The 22,888-nt window shown below is 60.0% G+C and carries 22 protein-coding genes; all 22 read left to right on the forward strand.

Annotated features, from left to right (window positions below):
• Positions 1 to 211: 211 nt before the first annotated feature.
• Positions 212 to 985, forward strand: coding sequence for a glucose-1-phosphate cytidylyltransferase (rfbF, locus tag ASD95_RS10640; RefSeq protein ID WP_056721524.1), 774 nt, complete (start codon positions 212 to 214; stop codon positions 983 to 985).
• Positions 967 to 2,049: a CDP-glucose 4,6-dehydratase gene (gene rfbG, locus ASD95_RS10645; protein ID WP_056721526.1), complete on the forward strand. Its 1,083-nt coding sequence runs from the start codon at positions 967 to 969 to the stop codon at positions 2,047 to 2,049. The genes rfbF and rfbG overlap by 19 nt, the downstream gene beginning before the upstream one ends.
• Positions 2,046 to 2,606 (forward strand): dTDP-4-dehydrorhamnose 3,5-epimerase family protein, encoded by a 561-nt coding sequence (locus tag ASD95_RS10650; RefSeq protein ID WP_056721528.1) that lies wholly within the window; start codon positions 2,046 to 2,048, stop codon positions 2,604 to 2,606. The genes rfbG and ASD95_RS10650 overlap by 4 nt, the downstream gene beginning before the upstream one ends.
• The gene (locus ASD95_RS10655; RefSeq protein ID WP_056721531.1) at positions 2,603 to 3,829 is read left to right on the forward strand and encodes a class I SAM-dependent methyltransferase; all 1,227 of its coding nucleotides are present in this window, start codon (positions 2,603 to 2,605) and stop codon (positions 3,827 to 3,829) included. Before ASD95_RS10650 ends, ASD95_RS10655 begins: the two co-directional genes overlap by 4 nt.
• Positions 3,826 to 4,947, forward strand: coding sequence for a DegT/DnrJ/EryC1/StrS family aminotransferase (locus ASD95_RS10660; protein ID WP_056721533.1), 1,122 nt, complete (start codon positions 3,826 to 3,828; stop codon positions 4,945 to 4,947). Before ASD95_RS10655 ends, ASD95_RS10660 begins: the two co-directional genes overlap by 4 nt.
• Positions 4,944 to 5,609 carry an acetyltransferase gene (locus tag ASD95_RS10665; RefSeq protein WP_056721536.1) on the forward strand — a complete coding sequence of 222 codons (666 nt, stop codon included), beginning with the start codon at positions 4,944 to 4,946 and terminating at the stop codon, positions 5,607 to 5,609. The genes ASD95_RS10660 and ASD95_RS10665 overlap by 4 nt, the downstream gene beginning before the upstream one ends.
• Before the next feature lie 30 nt (positions 5,610 to 5,639).
• Positions 5,640 to 6,368, forward strand: coding sequence for a cephalosporin hydroxylase family protein (locus ASD95_RS10670; RefSeq protein ID WP_056721539.1), 729 nt, complete (start codon positions 5,640 to 5,642; stop codon positions 6,366 to 6,368).
• Between the two features lie 52 nt (positions 6,369 to 6,420).
• Positions 6,421 to 9,342: a TIGR00180 family glycosyltransferase gene (locus tag ASD95_RS10675; RefSeq protein ID WP_056721541.1), complete on the forward strand. Its 2,922-nt coding sequence runs from the start codon at positions 6,421 to 6,423 to the stop codon at positions 9,340 to 9,342.
• 125 nt (positions 9,343 to 9,467) lie between these two features.
• Positions 9,468 to 10,658, forward strand: coding sequence for a UDP-4-amino-4,6-dideoxy-N-acetyl-beta-L-altrosamine transaminase (gene pseC, locus ASD95_RS10680; protein ID WP_056721543.1), 1,191 nt, complete (start codon positions 9,468 to 9,470; stop codon positions 10,656 to 10,658).
• On the forward strand, positions 10,658 to 11,278 hold the full coding sequence (locus tag ASD95_RS10685) for a pseudaminic acid biosynthesis-associated methylase (protein ID WP_056721545.1): 621 nt from the start codon (positions 10,658 to 10,660) through the stop codon (positions 11,276 to 11,278). The genes pseC and ASD95_RS10685 overlap by 1 nt, the downstream gene beginning before the upstream one ends.
• Positions 11,275 to 11,982: a pseudaminic acid cytidylyltransferase gene (gene pseF / locus ASD95_RS10690; RefSeq protein WP_056721546.1), complete on the forward strand. Its 708-nt coding sequence runs from the start codon at positions 11,275 to 11,277 to the stop codon at positions 11,980 to 11,982. The genes ASD95_RS10685 and pseF overlap by 4 nt, the downstream gene beginning before the upstream one ends.
• Entirely contained in the window at positions 11,979 to 13,484 is a 1,506-nt protein-coding gene (pseG, locus tag ASD95_RS10695) for a UDP-2,4-diacetamido-2,4,6-trideoxy-beta-L-altropyranose hydrolase (RefSeq protein WP_056721549.1), read from the forward strand. The genes pseF and pseG overlap by 4 nt, the downstream gene beginning before the upstream one ends.
• Positions 13,477 to 14,529: a pseudaminic acid synthase gene (pseI, locus tag ASD95_RS10700; RefSeq protein WP_056721551.1), complete on the forward strand. Its 1,053-nt coding sequence runs from the start codon at positions 13,477 to 13,479 to the stop codon at positions 14,527 to 14,529. The genes pseG and pseI overlap by 8 nt, the downstream gene beginning before the upstream one ends.
• Before the next feature lie 226 nt (positions 14,530 to 14,755).
• On the forward strand, positions 14,756 to 15,682 hold the full coding sequence (locus ASD95_RS10705; protein WP_056721553.1) for a ketoacyl-ACP synthase III: 927 nt from the start codon (positions 14,756 to 14,758) through the stop codon (positions 15,680 to 15,682).
• A gap of 90 nt (positions 15,683 to 15,772) precedes the next feature.
• Positions 15,773 to 17,065, forward strand: a complete 1,293-nt coding sequence (locus tag ASD95_RS10710; protein ID WP_056721554.1) for a motility associated factor glycosyltransferase family protein — start codon at positions 15,773 to 15,775, stop codon at positions 17,063 to 17,065.
• Positions 17,062 to 17,328, forward strand: coding sequence for a hypothetical protein (locus tag ASD95_RS10715; protein ID WP_056721556.1), 267 nt, complete (start codon positions 17,062 to 17,064; stop codon positions 17,326 to 17,328). The genes ASD95_RS10710 and ASD95_RS10715 overlap by 4 nt, the downstream gene beginning before the upstream one ends.
• A 245-nt stretch (positions 17,329 to 17,573) precedes the next feature.
• Complete coding sequence (locus ASD95_RS10720; protein ID WP_056721558.1) at positions 17,574 to 18,425, forward strand: flagellin domain-containing protein; 852 nt, start codon at positions 17,574 to 17,576, stop codon at positions 18,423 to 18,425.
• Between the two features lie 73 nt (positions 18,426 to 18,498).
• A complete protein-coding gene (locus ASD95_RS10725; protein ID WP_056721560.1) occupies positions 18,499 to 18,852 on the forward strand; it encodes a flagellar protein FlaG in 354 nt (117 codons plus the stop codon).
• Between the two features lie 83 nt (positions 18,853 to 18,935).
• Positions 18,936 to 20,372 (forward strand): flagellar filament capping protein FliD, encoded by a 1,437-nt coding sequence (fliD, locus tag ASD95_RS10730; RefSeq protein ID WP_056721561.1) that lies wholly within the window; start codon positions 18,936 to 18,938, stop codon positions 20,370 to 20,372.
• Between the two features lie 129 nt (positions 20,373 to 20,501).
• Complete coding sequence (gene fliS, locus ASD95_RS10735; protein ID WP_056721563.1) at positions 20,502 to 20,897, forward strand: flagellar export chaperone FliS; 396 nt, start codon at positions 20,502 to 20,504, stop codon at positions 20,895 to 20,897.
• A gap of 10 nt (positions 20,898 to 20,907) precedes the next feature.
• A complete protein-coding gene (locus tag ASD95_RS10740) occupies positions 20,908 to 21,204 on the forward strand; it encodes a hypothetical protein (protein WP_056721566.1) in 297 nt (98 codons plus the stop codon).
• A gap of 172 nt (positions 21,205 to 21,376) precedes the next feature.
• Positions 21,377 to 22,852 carry a sigma-54 dependent transcriptional regulator gene (locus ASD95_RS10745; RefSeq protein ID WP_046037712.1) on the forward strand — a complete coding sequence of 492 codons (1,476 nt, stop codon included), beginning with the start codon at positions 21,377 to 21,379 and terminating at the stop codon, positions 22,850 to 22,852.
• Positions 22,853 to 22,888 lie beyond the last annotated feature (36 nt).

Genomic DNA, 22,888 nt, shown 5'->3' on the forward strand with positions numbered 1-22,888 from the left:
TGCAATCAGCGTTGAAGATGCCCGCCAGGCATTGCCCGGTAGCGGATTGAAAGAGCTGGCGCGTTTCCTGCAAGTCCCCCTTATATCGCCATAAAACGAGCACTTGCGGTGAGTCCGGATGCGCTCTGAACGGCGGCAGGTTTAACCCAGATGGCCCGCAAAAGCTTGATACAGCTTGGCTGAGCCCTGTGACGAACAAGAGGGAAAGGGGATGAAGGCAGTTATTTTGGCGGGTGGCCTGGGTACGCGGATCAGCGAAGAGTCGCACCTCAAGCCCAAGCCGATGATCGAGGTCGGCGGCAAGCCAATTCTCTGGCACATCATGAAGCAGTACTCCGCTCACGGAATCCACGATTTCGTGATCTGCCTTGGCTACAAGGGCTATGCGATCAAGGACTTCTTCGCCAACTACTTCCTGCACACCTCCGACGTCACGTTCGACATGTGTAACAACCGCATGGATGTTCACCAGAACTACAGCGAGCCATGGCGCGTCACGCTGATCGACACCGGCGAAGAGACCATGACCGGCGGCCGTTTGCGCCGCGCCCGACGCTACCTCGAAGACGAACAGGCCTTCTGTTTTACTTATGGCGACGGTGTATCGGACCTCAATATCGGTGCATTGGTGGATTTCCATCTCAAGCACGGAAAGTTGGCGACCGTCACCGCGGTACAGCCGCCAGGCCGCTACGGCGCGCTTAATCGCGATGGCGACAAGGTCCTGGGCTTCACTGAAAAACCTCGCGGCGACGGTGGCTGGATCAACGGCGGGTTCTTTGTCCTGTCGCCCAAAGTGCTGCCGTTGATCGACGGCGACGACACCTCTTGGGAGTCCGGCCCGCTGGACGGCCTGGCCGAGCGCGGCGAGCTCATGGCGTTCCAGCACGACGGTTTCTGGCAACCGATGGACACCCTGCGCGACAAGAATCACCTCGAAGCATTGTGGCAGAGCGGGGAGGCCCCATGGAAGCAATGGGACTGAGCCCGAAATTCTGGCGCGGCAAGCGGGTGCTGGTCACCGGCCACACCGGTTTCAAGGGCAGTTGGCTGACGTTGTGGCTGCAAAGCCTGGGTGCCGAAGTCAGCGGGTTTTCCCTCGATCCGTCCACCGAGCCGAGTCTGTTCGAACTGGCGCGGGTGCATGAAGGCATCAACGATCAGCGCGGCGACTTGCGTGACCTGGGCGCTTTGCTGGAACTGATCGCCGAGACCCAGCCGCAAATCGTCCTGCACCTGGCGGCACAGCCGCTGGTGCGTGAAGGTTATCGCGACCCGTTGGGCACGTACTCCAGCAACGTCATGGGCACGCTCAACCTGCTCGAGGCGATCCGTCAGGTGGGCGGCGTGCGCGCCTGCGTGCTGGTGACCACCGACAAGGTCTACGCCAATCAGGAATGGCTGTGGCCGTACCGCGAAAACGAAGCGTTGGGCGGTCACGATCCCTACAGCAGCAGCAAGGCGTGCTGCGAATTGCTGGCGCAATCCTATGCCGCCTCGTTCTTTGCGCCGCAAAAGCACGCCGAGCACGGTTTGGCGTTGGCCACGGCGCGTGCCGGCAACGTGCTCGGCGGTGGCGATTTCGCCCCGGAGCGGCTGATTCCCGACGTGCTGCGGGCGTGGTCGGCTGATGAGCCGGTGACCTTGCGCTATCCGCAGGCGGTGCGCCCATGGCAACACGCGCTGGAACCGCTGGCCGGCTATCTGCAACTGGCGGCCGGCTTGTTCGAGCAAGGCCCGCAATTGGCTGGGGCGTGGAATTTCGGTCCCGGTGAAGCGGACATGTGCAGCGTCGGTGAAGTGGTCGAACTGCTCGCCAGCCGCTGGCCGCAAGCACGCGGACTACGTATCGAACCGAGCGATATGCATGAAGCCGGCCTGTTGCGCCTGGACAGCAGCCGCGCCCGTCAATTGCTCGGCTGGCAACCGCGCTGGTCGCTGCAGCAGTGCCTGACCCAGACCCTGGATTGGCATCTGGCGTGGCAGAACGGCGACGACATGCGCGCCGTCAGCCTGGCGCAATTGAACCTGTACCGAGGCACGCTGTGAGTGAATTTTTGTTGAAGGCGTTGCCGCTGAACGGTTTGTTCAGCGTGCAGCACAAACGCTTCGAGGACGAGCGCGGGCACTTTTCCCGGTTGTTTTGCGAAGGCAGCCTCAATGCGTTTGGCCAGGCGTTTCATATCCGCCAGATCAATCACTCCTGCACCCGCGAACGCGGCAGCGTGCGTGGCCTGCATTACCAGAATGCCCGAGCGCCGGAAGCCAAATTGATCACCTGCCTGCGCGGTGAGGTCTGGGATGTCGCGGTGGATCTGCGTCCCGACTCCGAGACCTTCCTGCACTGGCACGCCGAACACCTGCGTGCCGGCGATGGCCGCAGCCTGTTGATTGCGGCCGGGTTCGCCCATGGCTTCCAGACCCTGAGTGCCGACGCCGAGCTGCTTTATCTGCACAGCAACGACTACGCGCCGGAACACGAAGGCGGGTTGTCGGTGCTCGATCCACGGCTGGCGATTGCCTGGCCGTTGCCTGTCAATAATCTGTCGGCGCGCGATGCGAGTCATCCGGCGCTTGATGAACACTTTGCCGGAGTGCGTCTATGAACTGCCGAGGTTGCGCCGCTGCGCTGACCCTGCCGCTGATCGACCTGGGCACCTCGCCGCCGTCCAACGCCTACGTGCGTGCCGACCAGCTGGAGCAGGCCGAACAATGGGTGCCGTTGAAGGTTGCCGTGTGCCAGCAGTGCTGGCTGGTGCAAACCGAGGATTACACCAGCGCCGACAGCCTGTTCGATGCCGAGTATGCCTATTTCAGTTCGTTCTCCAGTACCTGGCTGGCCCATGCCGAGCGCTATGTGGCCGAGATGGTCGAGCGCTTCGGCCTGACCGGTGACAGCCGTGTGGTGGAAGTCGCCGCCAACGATGGTTACCTGTTGCAGTACGTGGACGGGCGCGGCATTCCTTGCCTGGGCGTCGAACCGACTCGCAGCACCGCGCAAGCGGCGCGGGAAAAAGGCCTGGAGATTCGTGAACTGTTTTTCGGTCGTGACACCGCCGCGCAATTGAAAAACGAAGGCTGGGGCGCCGACCTGATGGCCGCCAACAACGTGCTGGCGCATGTGCCGGACATCAACGATTTCCTTGGCGGCTTCGCGACCCTGCTCAAGCCGACGGGTGTGGCAACCTTCGAATTCCCGCAGTTGCTGACCCTGATGGCCGGCCAGCAATTCGACACGCTGTACCACGAGCATTATTCCTACCTGTCGCTGACCGCTGTGCAGACCTTGTGCGAGCGCAATGGCCTGCAAGTGTTCGACGTCAGCCAACTCCCGACCCATGGCGGTTCCCTGCGGGTGTTCGTCCAGCGCCTGGACGGCGAGCCTCGCGACGTGCAACCGGCGGTCCGGCAACAGCTGCAGGCCGAACTCGCCGCCGGGGTGAAAACGCCGGAGTTCTACGCGACCCTGACGCCCGCCGCCGAACGCATCAAGCATGACCTGCTGCGCTTTTTGTTGCAGGCCAGGGCCGATGGCAAGCGCGTGGTCGGCTACGGCGCCGCCGCCAAGGGCAACACCCTGCTCAACTACGCCGGCGTCAAGCCGGACCTGCTGGCCTGGGTGGCCGATGCCAACCCGCACAAGCAAGGCAAGTACCTGCCCGGTAGCCGTATTCCGATCGTGTCGCCAGCACAGATCGACATCGAAAAACCGGACTACGTGCTGGTATTGCCGTGGAACCTGCTGGATGAGATTACCCAGGCCTTTGCCGGCATCCGTGCATGGGACGGTCGTTTTGTCATTGCCATTCCCGAGTTGATCATTCGATGAGCCGAATTCATTACACCAAGCCCAGCGTCGGAGAGCTGGAAGCCGACTACGTACTCGATGCCGTCCGCCATGGTTGGGGAGAGCGCTGCTACGAGTACCTGACGCGCTTCGAAAAGTCCTTTGCCGAGCACGTGGGGGCGACGTACGCGATCGCAACCTCCAGTTGCACCGGCGCGCTGCACATGGGCATGGCGGCGTTGGGCATCGGTGCCGGCGATGAGGTGATCCTTGCCGATACCAACTGGATCGCTTCGGCCGCGCCCATCACCTATCTGGGGGCGACACCGGTGTTCGTCGACGTGCTGGCGGACAGTTGGTGCCTCGACCCGCAGCAGGTCAGGCGGGCGATCACCCCACGAACCAAAGCGATTCTGGCGGTGCACCTTTACGGCAATCTCTGCGACATGGATGCGTTGCTGGCCATCGGTCGCGAGTTTGGCCTGCCGGTCATCGAAGACGCCGCCGAGGCGATTGGCTCGCAGTGGCGTGGGCGGGCCGCCGGTTCGCTGGGCGCGTTCGGCGCGTTTTCCTTTCATGGCACCAAGACCATGACCACCGGCGAAGGCGGCATCTTCGTGACGTCGGACAAGGCCCTGTATGACCGCGTACTGACCCTGTCCAACCATGGCCGGGTGGCGGGCAGCAGCAAACAGTTCTGGCCGGATTTCCTCGGTTTCAAATACAAGATGAGCAACCTGCAAGCGGCCGTCGGTTGCGCACAGGTTGAGCGGATCGACGAGTTGATCGAACGCAAGCGAGCGATCTTCGCCAACTACGCCCAGGCGCTGGCGCCGTTGCCGGGCTTGTCCATGAACCCTGAGCCCGAACACGCGCGCAACGGTTACTGGATGCCCACCGTGGTCTTTGACCGCGAGCTGGGGATTACGCGGGACATGTTGATCGCAGCCTTCCAGGCCGCCGATATCGACGCGCGGGTGTTCTTCTGGCCGCTGTCGTCCTTGCCGATGTTCAGCCAACTGACGGCTGACTCGCCCGTGGCGCATGCGCTGCCTGAGCGCGCGATCAATCTGCCGAGTTACCACGACATGACCGATGACGATCAGCACCGGGTCATCGAGGTGCTGCGCGCGCTGGTACTCAAAAGGACCCGGCTATGAAGGTTTACCTGCTGGGGGCGGCCAATCCTGAAGCGGTACGGATGATCCTCACCCTGAAACGCAGTCAGCCGGACGTGCAGTTCGCCTTTCTCGATAACGATCCGGCCAAGCAAGGCACGCTGTTTCATGGCGTGCCGGTGGTGGGTGGCACCGACAAGGTGACCGAGCTGAAAGGCCCCGACACACGCTTTGTCAATTTGATCACCGGCAGCACGGCGCTGCGTTACCGGACCACCTGTGAGATCGTCGAGGCCGGTGGCACCCTGGGCAACTTCATCCACCCGGGCATCGATCTGACGATGATCACGATGGGCGTCGGCACCTATCTGCAAGAGGGCGTGATCATGCAGGCGCAAGTCTGCCTGGGTGACAACACCAGCATCAGCGCCGGCAGCGTGGTCGGGCATGAGGGGCAGATCGGCCATTCGGTGTTCATGGCGCCGGGTGTCTGCATTGCCGGTTGTGTCGAGATCGGCGACGGCACCTTCATCGGCACCAACGCCACGATCCTGCCGCGTTTGCGCATCGGCCGCTGGGTCACCATCGGTGCGGGTGCCGTGGTGACCAGAGACGTTCCAGACTACGCGGTTGTGGTGGGCAGTCCCGCCAGGACCATCAAGACCAATCCTGTTTCCTTTCAAGACGGTCGGGTTTTCAACTAACCACCGCGACTAATTTCCGGAGAGTCTGTAATGAATCCTCATGAGCAGTTTCGTGAAGAAGTAAAAGACAACATCGAAGGCCTGCAACAGGACAAAGCGTTGCAAGCCACGTCGCTGGACTGGGTCGGCACGACCGCCAAACACAAGTACACCTACAACTTCAGCTGGATGGGCCGCCCGATCATTCAGTTCCCCCAGGACATGGTCGCCATGCAAGAGATCATCTGGGCACTGCGGCCGGACATCATCGTCGAGACCGGTATCGCCCACGGCGGTTCGCTGGTGTTTTACGCCTCGATGCTGGAACTGATCGGCCATGGTGAGGTGCTGGGCGTCGACATCGATATTCGCCAGCACAACCGTGAGGCAATCGAAGCGCACCCGATGAGCAAGCGGATCCGGATGATCCAGGGGTCGAGTATCGATCCTGCGATCGTCGAACAGGTTCGCCAGCGCGTCGAAGGCAAGAAAGTGCTGGTGGTACTGGACTCCAATCATACCCACGAGCACGTCCTGGAAGAGCTGCGGGCCTATGCCCCGATGACCTCGGTGGGCAGTTACTGCGTGGTGATGGATACCGTGGTCGAAGACATGCCCGAAGATGCCTTCCCGGACCGCCCGTGGGGCAAGGGCGACAACCCGAAGACCGCGGTATGGGCCTACCTGGAAGAAAACCGCGACTTTGAGATCGACCAGGCCATTCACAGCAAGCTGCTGATCACCGTCGCGCCGGATGGTTATCTGCGCCGCGTGCGGTAAACGACAAGACATCGTTGGGTTTTTTCGGCGATTCGCCGATGTGGGGAAATGTATGCAAGGCAATAATTCTGAACACGGGTTGGCACTCAACGAACAGTTGACCGTGGTGCTGATGTCTCACGAGCGGCCGGCGTTCTTGCGTCGCGCTGCACGTTTCTACAGCGGCTTGCCTTGCAGGATTCTGGTGCTGGATTCTTCGACTGAAGGTCAGCCAAGCCTGGCCGGACAGTTTGAAAATGTGGATTACCAGCATGTCCCGCAGTTTGGCTACTGGGGGGTTCGTGCCAAGCTGGCTTTTGGCGTGGAGCAAGTGACCACTGCGTTCATGGTGTTCGCCGCCGACGATGACTTCCATGTGCATGACGCCCTGCACGCAGCCGTGGCATTCATGGAGGCCAATCCCGACTACGGCCTGTGCCATGGCTACAGCATGATGTACCTGTCACAACCCAACAGCGTCAGCTACTTCCGGCGTGACAAGAAAGTCTGCGAAGACTATTGCTCCGAGCACGCCGAGGAGCGTGTGCTCGATTACATGCACCAGTACCTCCCGCCATTCTATGCAGTCCAGCGCACAGACCTGGTACGTGACTGGTATCAGGCCATGCCTCACGATACGTCCTTCCAATGGCAGGAAATCGGTCACACGTACTACATGCTGGCGCGGGGCAAGGCGCGAATTCTGCCGATCCCGTATGTCGTGCGCGAGATGAACTACGGGTACTCGGATCACAACACCGAGATCTTCCACACGCTGGCTCATACGGATACCAGGACGGTCGCCGAACGTGAAGCCTTTGCCGCTTTCCTCTTCGGGCTGCCGACTCAAGTTCAAGGCGAGGACCCAGAGCGAGGCAGGCAGTTCGCACTGCAAAGCTTCGAAACCCTGGCCGATAGCCTGCGCACGGGCCGGGCGCTGACAACAGAGCTGATTTTCGAGTCTGCGTGGACCAGTGTCGAGACTGGCCCTGTGCGCCGTTTCGGTCCAAAGCAATACGTCGAAATGCCGTTCTACAATCAGCAGTTTTTCGATCAGTTGACCCAGTTCGAATTCCTGTTGCACGCCATGCCGGCCGGTCGTGTCCAGTTGCAAGGCCTGGAAGGCGTCTGGACGCGGCAACAGAGCCTGATGCAGGCGCGTAACAATGACACACCGGAAAGCGTGGTCGACCGTTTGTGGCAAGCCCACGACAGCAACGTGTTCAACCGTACGGTGGTCAAGCGCCTGGCGGCGCAGCTCGAATTGCTGGGCGAAGAGGAGGAAGCGCAGGCCATGACTGACTGGGCCGCGCGTCTTGAGGCGGTGTCGGTCGAAGGCAACAGCGCGACATTCGACAAGATGCTCTCCGGTCGACTACTCAAATGGCTCGCGCCCCGCCAGCCAGAGGCTGACGAGGCTGAGTCGATCAACCAGTACCTGGCGGCCAACGACGGTGGTCCACAGTTCGGGATCTTCCTGCTGGACCTGGATAACGATATCGACAAGCTGCAAGTCTCTCTCGACAGCCTGCTCGAAGGTCACGGCAAGGCATTCAAGATTGTGATCTTCACTACCGGTGAAGCACCGGCGGCGACCACGGCGCAGAACACCTTGCACTTTGTCCGTGTCACGCAAAGCAACTATGTCGACAAACTCAACCAGAGTGCTCGTCAGTCGCCTTGCGACTGGTTGATGCTGGCTGAAGCCGGCGACGAGTTCACCGCTGGCGGCCTGTTGCGCGCCAGCCTGGAGCTGTTGTCGGATGAGCAATGCCGCGCCGTCGCCACCGACGAAATCCAGCGCACCTCAGAAGGCGCACTGGTGGATGTATTCCGTCCGGGTTTCAACCTTGATTTGCTGCAAAGCCTGCCGGCCTTGATGGCGCGTCACTGGTTGATCCGTCGGGAAGTGTTCATTGAAGTCGGCGGCTACCAGCCAGACTTCAGCAAGGCCCTGGAATTCGACTTGCTGCTGCGCATCATCGAGCAGGGTGGCCTCAACGGGCTGGCCCACCTGGACGAACCGCTGGTGATTGCACGGGCGCCGGCACTGGAAGAAAACGCCGATGAACGCCTGGCGTTGTTGCGCCACCTGGGCAATCTTGGCTACAAGGCCAAGGTCACTTCGACGTTGCCTGGCACTTATCAGATCGATTACCGCCATACCGAACGCCCGCTGGTGTCGATCATCGTGCCGGCCGGGGATGACTTGGCGGCGTTGCAACAGTGCCTGCAAGCGGTGTTGCTGCGGACCCGCTACATCCAGTACGAAGTGCTGATCGCGCTCAACCCGAATCAGTCGGCCGAGGTCAACGATTGGCTGGGCACCTACCAGCATCCGAAAGTCAGCGTGCTGCGTGCCGACCAGAGCCTGAGCGACGTGGCGTTGTACAACGCCACCAGTCAGCAGGCGCAGGGCGAGTACCTGGTGCTGTTGGCCGCCGACAGTGAAGTGGTCAATCCGAACTGGCTTGAGTCGCTGCTCAATCACGCCCAGCGTCCGGAAGTCGGCGTGGTCGGTCCCAAGTTGATCGACCGCGACGGCAAGGTCACCCAGGCCGGGCTGATCCTCGGCATGAACGGTGGCGTGGGCTCAGCCTTCGTCGGTGAAAAACATGACGCCGAAGGTTACCTGCACCGCTTGGCGCTGGAGCAGAACTACTCGGCGGTGTCGAAGGTGTGCCTGATGGTGCGCAAAGCGTTGTTCGACGAGCTGGACGGTCTGGACAGCATGACCTTCGCCGACGGCTTGAGCGACGTCGATCTGTGCCTCAGGGCCGGTCAGGCCGGCTACCTTACCGTGTGGACACCGCTGGTACAGGTCATTCACTCGGGTGAAGTGCCACAGGTGCCGCAGGCCCTCGATGCGCTGCGTGACAAGTGGGCGGCAGCTTTTGCCCAGGACCAGGCCTATAACGCCAATCTGGCCTTGAGCGGCAAAGGCTTTGCCCTGGGCGAAAGTGCTTCGGTGAACTGGGCGCAGATGCTCGGCTAGGCCCGGCGAACAGGTATAAGGATTCAAGGCATGTTCAACGGAAAATCGATTTTCATCGCAGGCGGGACCGGTTCGTTCGGGTGTCGGATCATCCGGAACGCGCTGGTGCGTGTCTGGTTGCCAGCATGATTCCTTACGCTCGGCAAAGCCTTGATCAGGCGGATATCGACGCCGTGGTCGGTGTATTGCAGTCTGACTGGCTGACCCAGGGGCCGACCATCGAGCGCTTTGAGCGGGCGATGGCTGAACGCTGCGAGGCCGGCTTTGCCGTGGCGGTGTGCAATGCCACGGCGGCCCTGCACATCGCTTGCCTGGCGGCGGGGCTCGGCCCGGGCGATTGGCTGTGGACGACACCGAACACCTTTCTCGCCTCGGCCAACTGTGGTCGCTACTGCGGTGCCGAGGTGGATTTTGTCGATATCGACCCGCTGACCTGGAACCTCGATGCCGCTGCGCTGGCCGTCAAGCTGGAACGGGCCGAGCGAGAAGGCCGGCTGCCGAAAGTGCTCGTGGCCGTCGCGTTCTCGGGGCAGAGTTGCGACATGCGCAGGATTGCCGCACTGGCCAAGCGCTATGGCTTTACCGTGATCGAAGACGCGGCCCATGCCGCTGGTGCGTCGTACGCCGGGCGCCCGGTGGGTTGTGGCGAGTTTGCCGCGATGACCGTGTTCAGCTTTCATCCGGTGAAGATCATCACCAGCGCCGAGGGCGGCATGGTCATGACCAACAGCCCGGAACTTGCCGAGCGTTTGCAACGCTTGCGCAGCCACGGCATGACCCGGGATCCGCAGCAGATGACCGGACCCAGCCACGGCCCCTGGTACTACGAACAGGTGGAGCTGGGTTTCAATTACCGCATTACCGACCTGCAAGCGGCCCTCGGTTTGTCGCAGTTGAACAAACTGGATGAATTTATCGAGCGGCGACGTGAACTGGCGGCGCGTTATGAGCGCTTGCTGGGGTATTTGCCGCTGACCCTGCCCGGTGCACAGCCCGAGGCTGAGTCGTCATGGCATCTGTATGTGGTGCGCCTGCAACTCGATCAGATCGGTCTCACTCATCGTGAGGTGTTCGAGGGATTGCGAGCTGTCGGGGTCGGTGTGAACCTGCACTACATTCCCGTGCATTTGCAGCCTTACTATCGTGATCTCGGGTTCGCCGAGGGTGATTTTCCCCAGGCCGAACGTTACTACGCCGAAGCCATCAGCCTGCCGTTGTATCCGTTGCTCAGTGATGAGCAGCAGGACTACGTGGTCGAGCAGATGCGGCAGCTGATCGAAATAATCCAGCCATTGCGGCGGGTGGGAAATGTGTGATGCGTGAGCTGACCGAGCAGGAAGCTTTCTGGCAGGGAGAATTCGGCAACCAGTACGTTGAGCGCAATGTCGGGCAGCCGCTGGTGGCGGCCAACCTGGCGTTGTTTGCCAAGGCACTGACACGGGTCGGGCACATCGATAGCCTGGTGGAGCTGGGCACCAACGCCGGCAACAACCTGCAGGCACTGCGCCAACTGTTGCCGCGCTGCGAGTTGTTCGGCGTGGAAATCAACGCCAGCGCTTGTGCCGCGGCCCGGGCGTTGGATATTGCGCACATCTGGCAGGGTTCGCTGTTCGATTTCCCCCGGGAACGCACCTTCGACCTGACCCTGAGCAAAGGCGTGCTGATTCACCTGGCACCGGAGTTGCTGCCGGCCGCGTATGCGCAACTGTATGAGTTGAGCCAGCGCTACATACTGATCGCCGAGTACTACAACCCGGTGCCGATCGAGGTCCCGTATCGCGGCAACAGCGGCAAATTGTTCAAGCGCGATTTTGCCGGTGAAATGCTCGATCGCTATGACGACCTGCAACTGGTTGATTACGGTTTCGGTTACCGCCGCGATCGGCAATTCCCGGTGGATGACATCACCTGGTTTGTCCTGGAAAAACGCCGTTGAACAATGTTGCCATCATCCCGGCTCGCGGTGGCAGCAAACGCATACCCCGCAAGAACCTCAAGCCGTTCGCCGGAGTGCCGATGATTGCCCGCTCGATTCAGGTGGCCCTGGAGTCCGGGTTGTTTTCCCGGGTGGTGGTGAGCACCGACGACGAGGAAATCGCCGGGCTGGCGCGGGACTGTGGCGCCCAGGTACCCTTCATGCGCCCGGCGGCGCTGGCCGATGACTTCACGGGCACCGCGGCGGTGATCGCCCATGCCCTGCAAGCCTTGCGCGAACAAGGGGACGAGTTTGATCGCGCCTGCTGTATCTACGCGACCGCGCCGTTGTTGCAATCGCGATTTCTGGTCCAGGGGCTGAGCCTGCTGGAGCAGCATCCGGACAAGTCGTTCGCCTTCTCGGTGTGCGACTTCGGTTTCCCGGTCCAGCGAGCCCTGACCCTTGACGATCAGGGTGCATTGACGGCGCTGTATCCGCAGTACCGTGATACCCGCTCCCAGGATTTGTCGATCGCCTATCAGGATGCCGGACAGTTCTACTGGGGGCGTTGCGATGCCTGGTTGCGGGGCGAGGTGCTGTACTCGCCGTACAGCCTGCCAGTCATCCTGCCGCGTCATCTGGTGCAGGACATCGACACACCGCAAGACTGGAAACGCGCGGAATACCTGTACGCCGCGCTGAAGGCCGGAGGTGAATTGCAATGAGAGTACTGATTCGCTCCGATGCCTCGCCGACCATCGGCAGCGGCCACATCGCACGCTGCCTGTGCCTGGCCCGGGTGTTGCGCAGGCAGGGCAGTCATGTGGCGTTCGCCTGTCGCCTGTTACCGGGGCATCGACTGGAGGCATTGCGGGTCGAAGGTTTCGAAACCTTCGCGCTGCCCGAACGCTACAGCGATGAAGACCCGCAGCAAGCCATCGAATCCATGCTGCCATGGCAGGCCGATATCGCCGCGCTCGAACCGCTGCTGGAGCACCAGCCGGCATTTGACTGGATCATTGTCGACCACTACGGCCTCGATCATCACTGGCAGACGGCCGCCCGGCGCTTTGCGCCACGGATCGCCGCGGTGGATGACCTCGCCACGCGGACCTACAGCGCCGATTTGCTGCTGAACCAGAACCTCTCGGGCACACCAGAGGCTTATACCTCGCTGCTGGCACCGGGTTGCCGGACGTTGTTCGGTCCCCGGTATGCGATGTTGCGCGACGAGTTCTGTTGCCCGGCCATCGAAATCAAGCCCCGGGCCAAGCGTGTGCTGGTGAATTTCGGCGGTTTCGACGCGGCCATGCAGACCCATCATGCAATGCTGGCGCTGGCGGACTTTGCTGAGCTGGAAGTCGATTTTGTCGCCGGGGCGGATAATCCGGCCTGGGCGCAGATGCAGGCGTTGGCGGCGAGTCGCCCGAATTGGCGGCTGCACAGTTTCGTCAGCGACTTTTATCGATTGATGAGCGAAGCCGACCTGTTTGTCGGGGCAGGAGGCGGCACCAGTTGGGAACGGGCGGCCATGGGGCTGCCGACGATTTGCATTGCCGTGTCGAACAACCAGCAGGCCAACGGCGAGGTCATGGCGGCCGCGGGTGCCCATGTGTTCATGGGCGGGCGCGAGCAGGTCAGTGTCGAGCAACTGCGCCTGGCCATTGGCCTTGTCGCGGGTAACCAGGGTTTGCGCCAGAGCCTGGCCCGGCAATCGCGACAACTGGTCGATGGCCGGGGGGCGCAGCGGGTAGCGGTTGCGCTGGCCGGCGCGGTGCTGAGGATGCGCCCGGCGACCCTGGGAGATGCACAGTTGTTGTTCGACGGGCGCAACTGTGAGGCCGTGCGCCGTTGGTCGCTGCAGACCGGCGTGATCGAATGGCCAGCGCATCAAAACTGGCTGACGGCGAGCCTGAGCAATCCCCGGCGGCTGTTGTTGATTGCCGAGGCCGATGACGGCCCGGTCGGTGTGCTGCGTTATGACCTGCGCGGTTTTACCGCCGAGGTGTCGATTTATCTGTTCGAAGGCCGGTTCGGCCTGGGTTGGGGCAGGGCGCTGCTGGCCCGTGGAGAAGCCTTTGTGAAGGTCCAGTGGCCAGAACTGGAGTCGCTCACCGCCCAGGTGTTGCCCGCTAACCAGCCGTCGCTGAACGTCTTTCGCGAAGCCGGTTTTACCCAGAGTGCCTGCGCGTTCACGCGCGTATTGAAGGATCACGCAGATGACTAGCTTCAAGATTGGCGAGCGCCTGATCGGTGCCGATGCACCGCCATTGATCATTGCCGAGATGAGCGGCAACCATAACCAGTCCCTGGACATGGCATTGCAAATCGTCGAGGCCGCGGCCAGGGCCGGTGCCCATGCGTTGAAGCTGCAAACCTATACCGCCGACACCATGACCCTGGACCTGGCCGAGGGCGAGTTTTTCATCAAGGATCCGAACAGCCTGTGGGCCGGTACTTCGTTGTACGCCTTGTACGAAAAGGCCCACACGCCTTGGGAATGGCATGCGCCGATTTTCGCACGCGCCAAAGAGTTGGGCCTGCTGGCGTTCTCCACGCCATTCGATGAGAGCGCCGTGGACTTCCTCGAAAGCCTCGACGTGCCGGCCTACAAGATCGCCAGTTTTGAAAATACCGACTTGCCGCTGATCCGCCGGGTAGCCGCGACGGGCAAGCCGCTGATCATTTCCACCGGCATGGCCAGCATCGCCGAACTCGATGAAACCGTGCGCGCCGCCCGCGAAGCCGGGTGCAAGGACCTGGTGCTGCTCAAATGCACCAGCACCTATCCGGCATCACCCGCGAACAGCAACCTGCGCACGATCGGGCATTTGCGCGAGTTATTCGATTGCCAGGTGGGGCTGTCCGATCACTCCATGGGCGTCGGAGTGTCCGTGGCGGCGGTGGCATTGGGGGCAACGGTGGTGGAAAAGCATTTCACCCTCGACCGTGGGGCCGGTGGTGTCGACGCCAGTTTCTCGCTGGAACCCTCTGAACTGGCCAGCCTGGTGATCGAAACCGAGCGCGCCTGGCAAGCCATGGGGCAGGTGCATTACGGCCTCACCGAGGCTGAGCGCCCATCCCTGGTGTACCGTCGATCGTTATATGTGATCAAGGACATGGCGGCTGGCGAGCCCTTCGACGGGACAAACGTGAGAGCCATCCGTCCGGGGCTCGGGCTGGCGCCCAAGCATGCGCAAAGCCTCCTGGGACGCCGTGCCCGCCAGGCCATCCAGCGTGGAACAGCGCTGGACTGGTCGTTGGTCGAATGACCCGTTGCCGGGCAGATTCGGCAAAATAGAGTGACCTGCGAGTCATAACGCGCATCTTCACTGTATTGTATTGACCGGGAAGATGGCGCCTGACCCTTTATCGGGATCAGTGATGGCCCTCTACGCTTCCCGGCCGTCGCCTTGGGGCGACGCAGATCCTGGTTTGTCGGCGCCCCTCGATTCCTGCGAGTGGTGGTATTGGGCTGTTTATTATTGGGAAGCCGTAATGATTGGCATAAAGAGCATTGCGAGCTACGTTCCTGTAGCCGGCGTGGACAATTACGCACAAGGTGCAAAATTCGAGAAGGATGAAGAGTTCATCCTGGGCAAGATCGGTTCGGCCTTCCTGCCGCGCAAGGGCGTTGATCAGGAAACTTCCGATCTGTGCGTTGAAGCGGCCAATGCGCTGTTTGCCAGCAACCCTGATCTGAAACGCGAATCCATCGATGCGTTGATCGTCGTCACCCAGAACGGTGACGAAGAAGGCCTGCCACATACCGCAGCCATCGTGCAGGACAAGCTCGGCCTGCCGACTAACGTCGCTGCGTTCGATATTTCGCTGGGCTGTTCCGGTTATGTCTACGGCATCTATGCGATCAAGGGCTTCATGGAGGCCGCTGGGCTGAAGAACGGCCTGCTGATCACTGCCGACCCGTATTCGAAGATCGTCGACCCGGAAGACCGCAACACCACCATGCTGTTCGGCGATGCGGCCACGGCTACCTGGATGGGCGAAAACCCGACCTGGGCACTGGGCAAGGCCAAGTTCGGCACCGACGGTTCCGGCGCTCCACATTTGAAAGTCACCGACGGCGTGTTCTTCATGAACGGCCGCCAGGTATTCAACTTTGCACTGCTCAAGGTGCCGGCGCATTTGCATGAATTGCTGGGCGAGTCGCAATTGAGCGCTGATGACATCGACGCGTTCTGCATTCACCAGGGCAGCGCGGCGATTGTCGATGCAGTCGCGCGGCGCTTCGAAGAGTGCCCGCAGAAGTTCATCAAGGACATGGTCGAGACCGGTAACACGGTGTCGTCGAGCATTCCATTGCTGCTGGAAAAGCATATTCTCGATTCCGAATGGAAGCGCGTTGCGCTCAGCGGTTTCGGAGTGGGGCTGTCATGGGGTTCGGCGATCATCTATCGTCCTTGAGTGAAGGTCTTTTAATAAAAAGGCCGGTACAAAAAAGCGCTCAAGGGTTAACCTTGAGCGCTTTTTTGCTTGTATGGAATGCGAGGTAGCATGAGCGAATGCTTTGAAGACAATGCTCAGGTTATCCAGCGGCGCTGGCCGTCGCTGTATGCGCGATTGAAAACGGAAGATCGCCTGGGTATCGAGGTCAACCTGATCGAAGGTCGGGACTCGACGTTGTGCGTAGGCGGCATCCAGCTCACCAGCCGTCATGATCGTCTGCACGAGGCCCGCCTGCAGGCGGCCAGCCTCCCGCTCGACAAACCACAGCTGCACGTTTACGGCACCGGTTTCGGCGATTTGCCTTCGGTTCTGCTGGAGCGCGCCGGGCTTGAAAAGCTCTATGTCCATATTCTAAACGGCGCACTGTTCGCGCTGGTGTTGCAACTGATCGATCAGCGTCAATGGCTGGGCGATCCGCGCGTGCAACTGTTGTATGCCGGCGATATGTCGGACATCTGCACGCCGTTTTTTGCGTTGCCGGCCGAAATGCTGCTGGCCGATGACTTCAGTGCGAAGATTCGTGATCGCCTGGTCAGCGAAGTGCACCTGAGTTTCAATAATCGTGATTTCGACCCGCAGTCGCCAGTCATTGTGCAGCGCTTGCACGATACCCTCGAAGTGCTGCTGTCCGATGATGATGTGGCGCAGCTGTTTGGCACCTGTCCCGAGCGTGAAATCTATGTGATCGGCACAGGGCCAAGCCTTGAAGGGAATTTCGAGCGCTTGGCCGCCATGCGCAATCAAGCGTCGCGACCGCTGTTCATCAGTGTCGACACCGCCTACAGACCCCTTCGCGAGCACGGGATAAAACCTGACCTGGTCGTGAGCATCGATCAGCGCATCAGTGCGCTGCACTTGCCGTGCAAGGACTCCGAAGACACTCCGCTGGTGTACTTGCCGTTGAGCGATCCAGACATGCTCAAAGCCTGGAAAGGCAAGCGTTACGGCGGTTACTCCGCCAGCCCGGTCTACGCCGCGTTGCGTGAGCAACATCCGCGCGGGCAGCTCTACGTCAGCGGCAGCGTAATCCACCCTGCGGTCGATCTGGCAGTGAAGATGGGCGCGCAACGCATCACGCTGTTCGGTGCCGATTTCTCCTTCCCCATGAACAGGACCCATACCGGCTGGAACGATGGTGACCTGGGGCCGCCAGTGAACCAGGCCAGGCACTGGGTGCACGATGGTCATGGGCAGAAGGTCAAGACGCAGCTCAATTTCCGCAGTTACCTGTGCGAACTCGAGCGTTACATTGCCAGGCATCCCGAGGTGCTTTTTTTCAATAGCAGCCGGGCAGGGGCGATGATTGCCGGTACGCAGTTCAACCAGGATTTCGTGCAATGAAGTTTCAAGCGAAAGGCATCGACGGCAGCCGGCAGTGCGCGGGATTGTTTCGCCTGGGACGTGATGTCGAAGCGGCGTTGATCATGGTTGATCTGTTCGATGAGACGCAGCGCCTGTTTGCGCGGGCGCCCCAGGATGTACAGCAGGCCTGGGCCTTGATGCTCAGGCAAATGCTGGACTGCCAGGAGCGCCAGGATTGGCTGGGGCTCGCTGACTTCATGGAATATGAGTTGGTCGATTTACTGGAAAGACTGCCGGCCTGAAATGGGCGGCGACAGCTTTGGCACGGGCCTTTGTGGGCTGGACAGTTTCATGGCGTCATTTTTTTACGGTTGAGGGGGCGCTAAGCCCTTGTTTTCTCGGGGGTGGCAGGGTGATGGCAATTTTTTTTTAAAAAGCCCTCAAGCAACCTGCCAACCCGACGATAACTATTACGAAGGTTCTCTAGGCCATACCCGGCGGTTGCCAGGGCCGGAAGCCGCAGTACCCAACCAACGAGGAATTCGTCATGGCTTTAACCGTAAACACCAACACCACGTCGCTGGGCGTCCAGAAAAACCTGAACCGTGCTACCGATGCGCTTTCGACCTCGATGCAGCGCCTGTCTTCCGGCCTGAAAATCAACAGCGCCAAGGACGACGCCGCCGGCCTGCAGATCGCAACCCGCATGGCTGCACAGATCCGTGGTGGTACCCAGGCAATCCAGAACGCCAACGACGGTATCTCCGTTGCCCAGACCGCTGAAGGCGCTCTGCAGGCTTCGACCGACATTCTGCAGCGTATGCGTGAACTGGCTGTTAAAGCACGTAACGGTACCAACAGCACTGCTGACCAGACCGCTACCAACTCCGAATTCGCTCAGATGTCTGACGAAATCACTCGTATCTCTGCCTCTACCAACCTGAACGGCAAAAACCTGCTGGACGGTTCGGCTGGCACCATGCAGCTGCAAGTTGGCGCCAACACTGGTTCGGCCAACCGCATCGACCTGGTACTGAGCTCCAAGTTCGACGCCGTTTCCCTGTCTGTAGGCAGCGGTACTGTTGTTCTGACCGGTGCAACTTCCGCCACCCTGTCGGCCAACATCGACAACGCGATCACCGCGATCGACGCCGCACTGGCAACGATCAACGCCACCCGCGCAAACCTGGGTGCTTCGCAAAACCGTCTGACCAGCACCATCTCCAACCTGCAGAACATCGTGGAAAACACCACTGCTGCACAAGGCCGTGTACAAGACACCGACTTCGCCGCAGAAACCGCGAACCTGACCAAGCAGCAAACCCTGCAACAGGCTTCTACCTCGGTTCTGGCTCAAGCCAACCAACTGCCTTCCGCTGTACTGAAGCTGCTTCAGTAATTTCGGAATGAGTTTGGGCGGGGGAGTGTGCTTGTCACGCTCTCTCGCTTTTTTACGTTAAGAGGTGATGGGCATGGAGATGAGCGTAAAGCTTGGCGTGTCTTATCCGGCTCCCCAGCCAGCGAGCACCGTCACGGATAAGGCGCCGGAAAAGCCTAAGGCCGTCAGCGTGGCTCCGGAGGCGGACGAGAAGCCGGACAAGGATGACACCCATCTGAAGCAGGCGGTGCAGCAGATCGAAAAGTTTGTACAGTCGATCAAGCGCAATCTGGAGTTCTCGATCGACGAGCAATCCGGAAAGGTCGTTGTCAAAGTGATTGCAAGCGAAACGGGTGAAGTCGTGCGACAGATCCCCTCCGCGGAAGCCCTCAAGCTGGCGGAAAGTCTGAGCAATGCGAGCCACGTATTGTTCGACGCCAAAGTCTGATAGCTGGCATGAATAGTGTTTGTACGTTCTTTGGACGCAGGTAACGGTCAAAAGAGTGGCAGCAACCTGAAGGGAGACTAAAAATGGCAAGTCCAATTTTGCCGGGTACGGGCCTTGGCTCTGGCCTGGATATCGGTGCGATCGTTACTGCGCTGGTCAACGCCGACAAATCGGCGAAACAGACGCAGATCGATACTCAGACCAAAACCAACACGCTGAGGATTTCCGGTGTCGGTTCTCTGAAAAGCGCACTGACGGCCTTTCAGACGGCGCTGACCAATCTCGGCAGCAAGACCAATCCTGCGTTTGCGGGCTTTAGCGCAACTTCGGGTACCCCGTCGATTCTGGGGGTGACTTCTGACAATACCGCCGTTGCCGGCACTTACAGCGTTGTTGTGAATAATCTGGCCACCAGCTCGAAAGTAGCCAGTGCTTCTTTTGCCGGCGGTGCCGCCAGTGCCATTCCGAGTGGTACTCTGAAAATCAGTCAGAATGGCACTGATTACGATGTCACAATTCCGGCCAATGCGACCTTGCAGAGCACCCGGGATGCCATCAACTCTGCGCAGGCGAGCAATGGTATTTCTGCCAACATCGTGACCGACAGCACCGGTGCATCGCGACTGGTGATCAGCTCCAGCAAGACCGGTGCGGGTTCCGACCTTGTGGTCAGCGGTATCGCCGGCCTTGAAATCGACGGTACCCAACCGATGGGCAGCAACCCTTCGGCTTCAAGTTCAGGGGCTGTCAGCGGGGTTGCAGTGGATGCATCGCTGACTATCGACGGCTTGGCGGTGACCAGCAAGAGCAACACGGTTACCGGTGCAGTCAGTGGCCTGACCCTGAACCTGACGTCCGCCAGCACCGGTACGCCGCCAGCGGCTGCGACCGTCACTGTTGCGACCAACACCACCGGTTTGCAGACATCGATCCAGTCGTTCGTTGATTCCTACAACACCCTGATGAACACCATCAACACGCTGTCCAGGGCGACAGCGGATGCCGATGGCAACCTGACGGTTCAGGCGGCATTTACCGGTGACTCGATGCCGCGCCAACTGATTTCCGATATCCGCGGCGTACTGACGGCTCCTGGTGCGGGCGGCCCATTGGCCGTGTTGTCGCAGCTCGGCGTGATGACGGACGAGAAAACCGGCAATCTGGCGTTCAACACGACGACGTTCAACAAGGCAATGACCACTGGCGGCATGAGTGGCCAGGTGCAGCAGCTGTTCAATGGCACCAATGATACCAACGGCCTTTTGGCGCGCATGGGTACTGCTATCAAGCCTTATGTGTCCACGGGCGGGTTGCTGGATCAGCGCAATACCAACCTGCAGAGCCTCAGCAAGAACCTTTCGAACCAGCAGTTGGCGCTGGACTTGCGTGTCGAGAACATGACCAGGACGCTGACCGCCAAATACAACGCAATGGACCTTTTGGTCGGACAAATGAAGGCAACGGCGACCAGCATCACCTCGTTCTTCACGTCCTTGAATGCACAGAAGTCCAACAGCTAGTCATGAGCTGACGACAAAAACCCGGCTCCGCATTTTCGCGTGTGCCGGGTTTTTGTCTTTTGATCTAAAGTTTTTTGATGCGCAGACGATACACTGGTCATACGAGTCATTGTGGTAATGAGGTAGAACATGAATCCAATGTTAGCCCTTCGGCAGTATCAGAAAGTGGGTGCGCACGCCCAGGCGTCCGAAGCCAGTCCGCATCGATTGGTGCAAATGCTCATGGAAGGTGGCCTGGATCGCATCGCGCAGGCCAAAGGTGCCCTGGAGCGCAAGGATGTTCCCGGCAAGTGTGTATCGATCGGCAAGGCGATTGGCATCATCGGTGGCTTGCGTGAAGGCCTGGATCTTGAAAATTGCGCTGATACCGTGGGCGAACTCAACAGTCTCTACATCTACATGATGAAGCGCCTGGCCGAGGCCAACATCAGCAGTGATCCGAAGATTCTCGATGAGGTCGCGGGCTTGCTGCGCACGGTCAAAGAAGGCTGGGACGGTATTGCTGAGCCAGGTCCGCAGTTCTAAGGAGATCGCCATGAGTCTTGTATTGCAGCGAATAGAACAAACTCGTGAAGCGCTGGTCGGTGCCTTGGCCGAGCGCGACTGGGAGGCCATCGGTCAATTGGACCTCGATTGCCGTTCCTGCATGGAAGACGTCATGAGCGAAGCTTCGCTGGACGAAGAGGTTCTGCGTAGCAATCTTGAGGAGCTGCTGTATGTCTACAAGCAGTTGCTTGAGGTGGCGATGGGTGAGAGACAGGCGATAGTCGATGAAATGTCTCAGATCCAGCAAGCGCGGAACGCAGCAAAGGTTTACCATCTGTTCGGTTAATTAACCCCAAGTTAATCCAGACATGTGCGCCATAAATTTGACTGTGCACGGTTTTTTGACTTAACTAGTGGCTGTTCCAGATTTCAGTCGTCTTCAGGCATATTTGTGCCTGCAAGCGTTTAGCTTGCCCCAGCATTTTGGGCATCGAGTTGACTAGGGAAGTTGCTATTGCATGTGGCGTGAAACCAAAATTCTGCTGATTGATGACGATAGCGTCCGCCGCCGCGACCTGGCGGTGATTTTAAATTTTCTTGGCGAAGAAAATTTACCCTGCGGTAGCCATGACTGGCAGCAGGCTGTCGGCTCTTTGTCGTCAAGTCGTGAAGTGATCTGTGTCCTCATCGGGACGGTCAATGCTCCTGGTGCACTTCTGGGCTTGCTTAAGACACTGTCGACATGGGATGAGTTCCTTCCGGTTTTGTTAATGGGCGATAATTCTTCCATTGACCTGCCGGAAGACCAGCGTCGGCGGGTGCTTTCGACCCTTGAAATGCCGCCCAGCTACAGCAAGTTGCTCGATTCGCTGCACCGTGCCCAGGTCTATCGCGAGATGTACGACCAGGCCCGCGAGCGCGGTCGTCATCGCGAACCCAATCTTTTCCGCAGTCTTGTCGGCACCAGCCGGGCGATTCAACACGTGCGCCAGATGATGCAGCAAGTCGCCGACACCGATGCCAGCGTGCTGATCCTCGGTGAGTCCGGCACCGGCAAGGAAGTGGTTGCGCGCAACCTGCATTACCATTCCAAGCGCCGCGAAGCGCCGTTCGTACCGGTCAACTGCGGGGCGATCCCTGCCGAGTTGCTGGAAAGCGAATTGTTCGGCCACGAGAAGGGCGCCTTCACCGGGGCGATCACCAGCCGCGCCGGTCGATTCGAACTGGCCAACGGCGGCACCCTGTTCCTCGATGAAATCGGCGACATGCCGCTCCCGATGCAGGTCAAGTTGCTGCGCGTGTTGCAGGAGCGCACCTTCGAGCGCGTGGGCAGCAACAAGACCCAGAGCGTCGACGTGCGCATCATTGCCGCGACCCACAAGAATCTCGAAAGCATGATCGAGATCGGTACCTTCCGCGAAGACCTGTACTACCGCCTGAACGTGTTCCCGATCGAAATGGCGCCGCTGCGTGAGCGCGTCGAAGACATTCCGCTGCTGATGAATGAGCTGATTTCGCGCATGGAGCACGAGAAGCGCGGTTCGATCCGTTTCAACTCGGCGGCGATCATGTCGCTGTGCCGCCATGGCTGGCCGGGCAACGTCCGCGAACTGGCCAACCTGGTGGAGCGCATGGCGATCATGCATCCATACGGCGTGATCGGCGTAGTCGAGTTGCCGAAGAAATTCCGCTACGTCGACGATGAAGATGAGCAAATGGTCGACAGCCTGCGCAGCGATCTGGAGGAGCGCGTGGCCATCAACGGCCATACCCAGGACTTCACCGCCAATGCCATGCTGCCGCCGGAAGGCCTGGACCTGAAGGACTACCTCGGTGGCCTGGAGCAGGGGCTGATCCAGCAAGCGCTGGATGATGCCAACGGTATTGTGGCTCGCGCAGCCGAGCGCCTGCGCATTCGTCGTACCACGCTGGTGGAAAAGATGCGCAAGTACGGCATGAGCCGTCGTGATGGAGACGAGCAGGCGGATGATTGACGCCTGTTTTTCAACTCATTCATTTATAAGCAGTTT

It is taken from the genome of Pseudomonas sp. Root71 (assembly GCF_001429045.1).
GTDB classification, from domain to species: Bacteria; Pseudomonadota; Gammaproteobacteria; order Pseudomonadales; family Pseudomonadaceae; genus Aquipseudomonas; species Aquipseudomonas monachiensis.

Excerpts from the sequence above, each read along its gene's own strand:
- ASD95_RS10710 (WP_056721554.1), top strand. The coding sequence starts at position 15,773 with ATGAGCGAATGCTTTGAAGACAATGCTCAGGTTATCCAGCGGCGCTGG.
- fliD (WP_056721561.1), top strand. The coding sequence starts at position 18,936 with ATGGCAAGTCCAATTTTGCCGGGTACGGGCCTTGGCTCTGGCCTGGAT.
- rfbF (WP_056721524.1), top strand. The coding sequence starts at position 212 with ATGAAGGCAGTTATTTTGGCGGGTGGCCTGGGTACGCGGATCAGCGAA.
- ASD95_RS10655 (WP_056721531.1), top strand. The coding sequence starts at position 2,603 with ATGAACTGCCGAGGTTGCGCCGCTGCGCTGACCCTGCCGCTGATCGAC.
- ASD95_RS10745 (WP_046037712.1), top strand. The coding sequence starts at position 21,377 with ATGTGGCGTGAAACCAAAATTCTGCTGATTGATGACGATAGCGTCCGC.
- ASD95_RS10660 (WP_056721533.1), top strand. The coding sequence starts at position 3,826 with ATGAGCCGAATTCATTACACCAAGCCCAGCGTCGGAGAGCTGGAAGCC.
- pseI (WP_056721551.1), top strand. The coding sequence starts at position 13,477 with ATGACTAGCTTCAAGATTGGCGAGCGCCTGATCGGTGCCGATGCACCG.
- fliS (WP_056721563.1), top strand. The coding sequence starts at position 20,502 with ATGAATCCAATGTTAGCCCTTCGGCAGTATCAGAAAGTGGGTGCGCAC.
- ASD95_RS10705 (WP_056721553.1), top strand. The coding sequence starts at position 14,756 with ATGATTGGCATAAAGAGCATTGCGAGCTACGTTCCTGTAGCCGGCGTG.
- ASD95_RS10665 (WP_056721536.1), top strand. The coding sequence starts at position 4,944 with ATGAAGGTTTACCTGCTGGGGGCGGCCAATCCTGAAGCGGTACGGATG.
- ASD95_RS10670 (WP_056721539.1), top strand. The coding sequence starts at position 5,640 with ATGAATCCTCATGAGCAGTTTCGTGAAGAAGTAAAAGACAACATCGAA.
- ASD95_RS10715 (WP_056721556.1), top strand. The coding sequence starts at position 17,062 with ATGAAGTTTCAAGCGAAAGGCATCGACGGCAGCCGGCAGTGCGCGGGA.
- pseC (WP_056721543.1), top strand. The coding sequence starts at position 9,468 with ATGATTCCTTACGCTCGGCAAAGCCTTGATCAGGCGGATATCGACGCC.
- rfbG (WP_056721526.1), top strand. The coding sequence starts at position 967 with ATGGAAGCAATGGGACTGAGCCCGAAATTCTGGCGCGGCAAGCGGGTG.
- ASD95_RS10720 (WP_056721558.1), top strand. The coding sequence starts at position 17,574 with ATGGCTTTAACCGTAAACACCAACACCACGTCGCTGGGCGTCCAGAAA.
- ASD95_RS10685 (WP_056721545.1), top strand. The coding sequence starts at position 10,658 with ATGCGTGAGCTGACCGAGCAGGAAGCTTTCTGGCAGGGAGAATTCGGC.
- ASD95_RS10725 (WP_056721560.1), top strand. The coding sequence starts at position 18,499 with ATGGAGATGAGCGTAAAGCTTGGCGTGTCTTATCCGGCTCCCCAGCCA.
- ASD95_RS10740 (WP_056721566.1), top strand. The coding sequence starts at position 20,908 with ATGAGTCTTGTATTGCAGCGAATAGAACAAACTCGTGAAGCGCTGGTC.
- ASD95_RS10675 (WP_056721541.1), top strand. The coding sequence starts at position 6,421 with ATGCAAGGCAATAATTCTGAACACGGGTTGGCACTCAACGAACAGTTG.
- pseG (WP_056721549.1), top strand. The coding sequence starts at position 11,979 with ATGAGAGTACTGATTCGCTCCGATGCCTCGCCGACCATCGGCAGCGGC.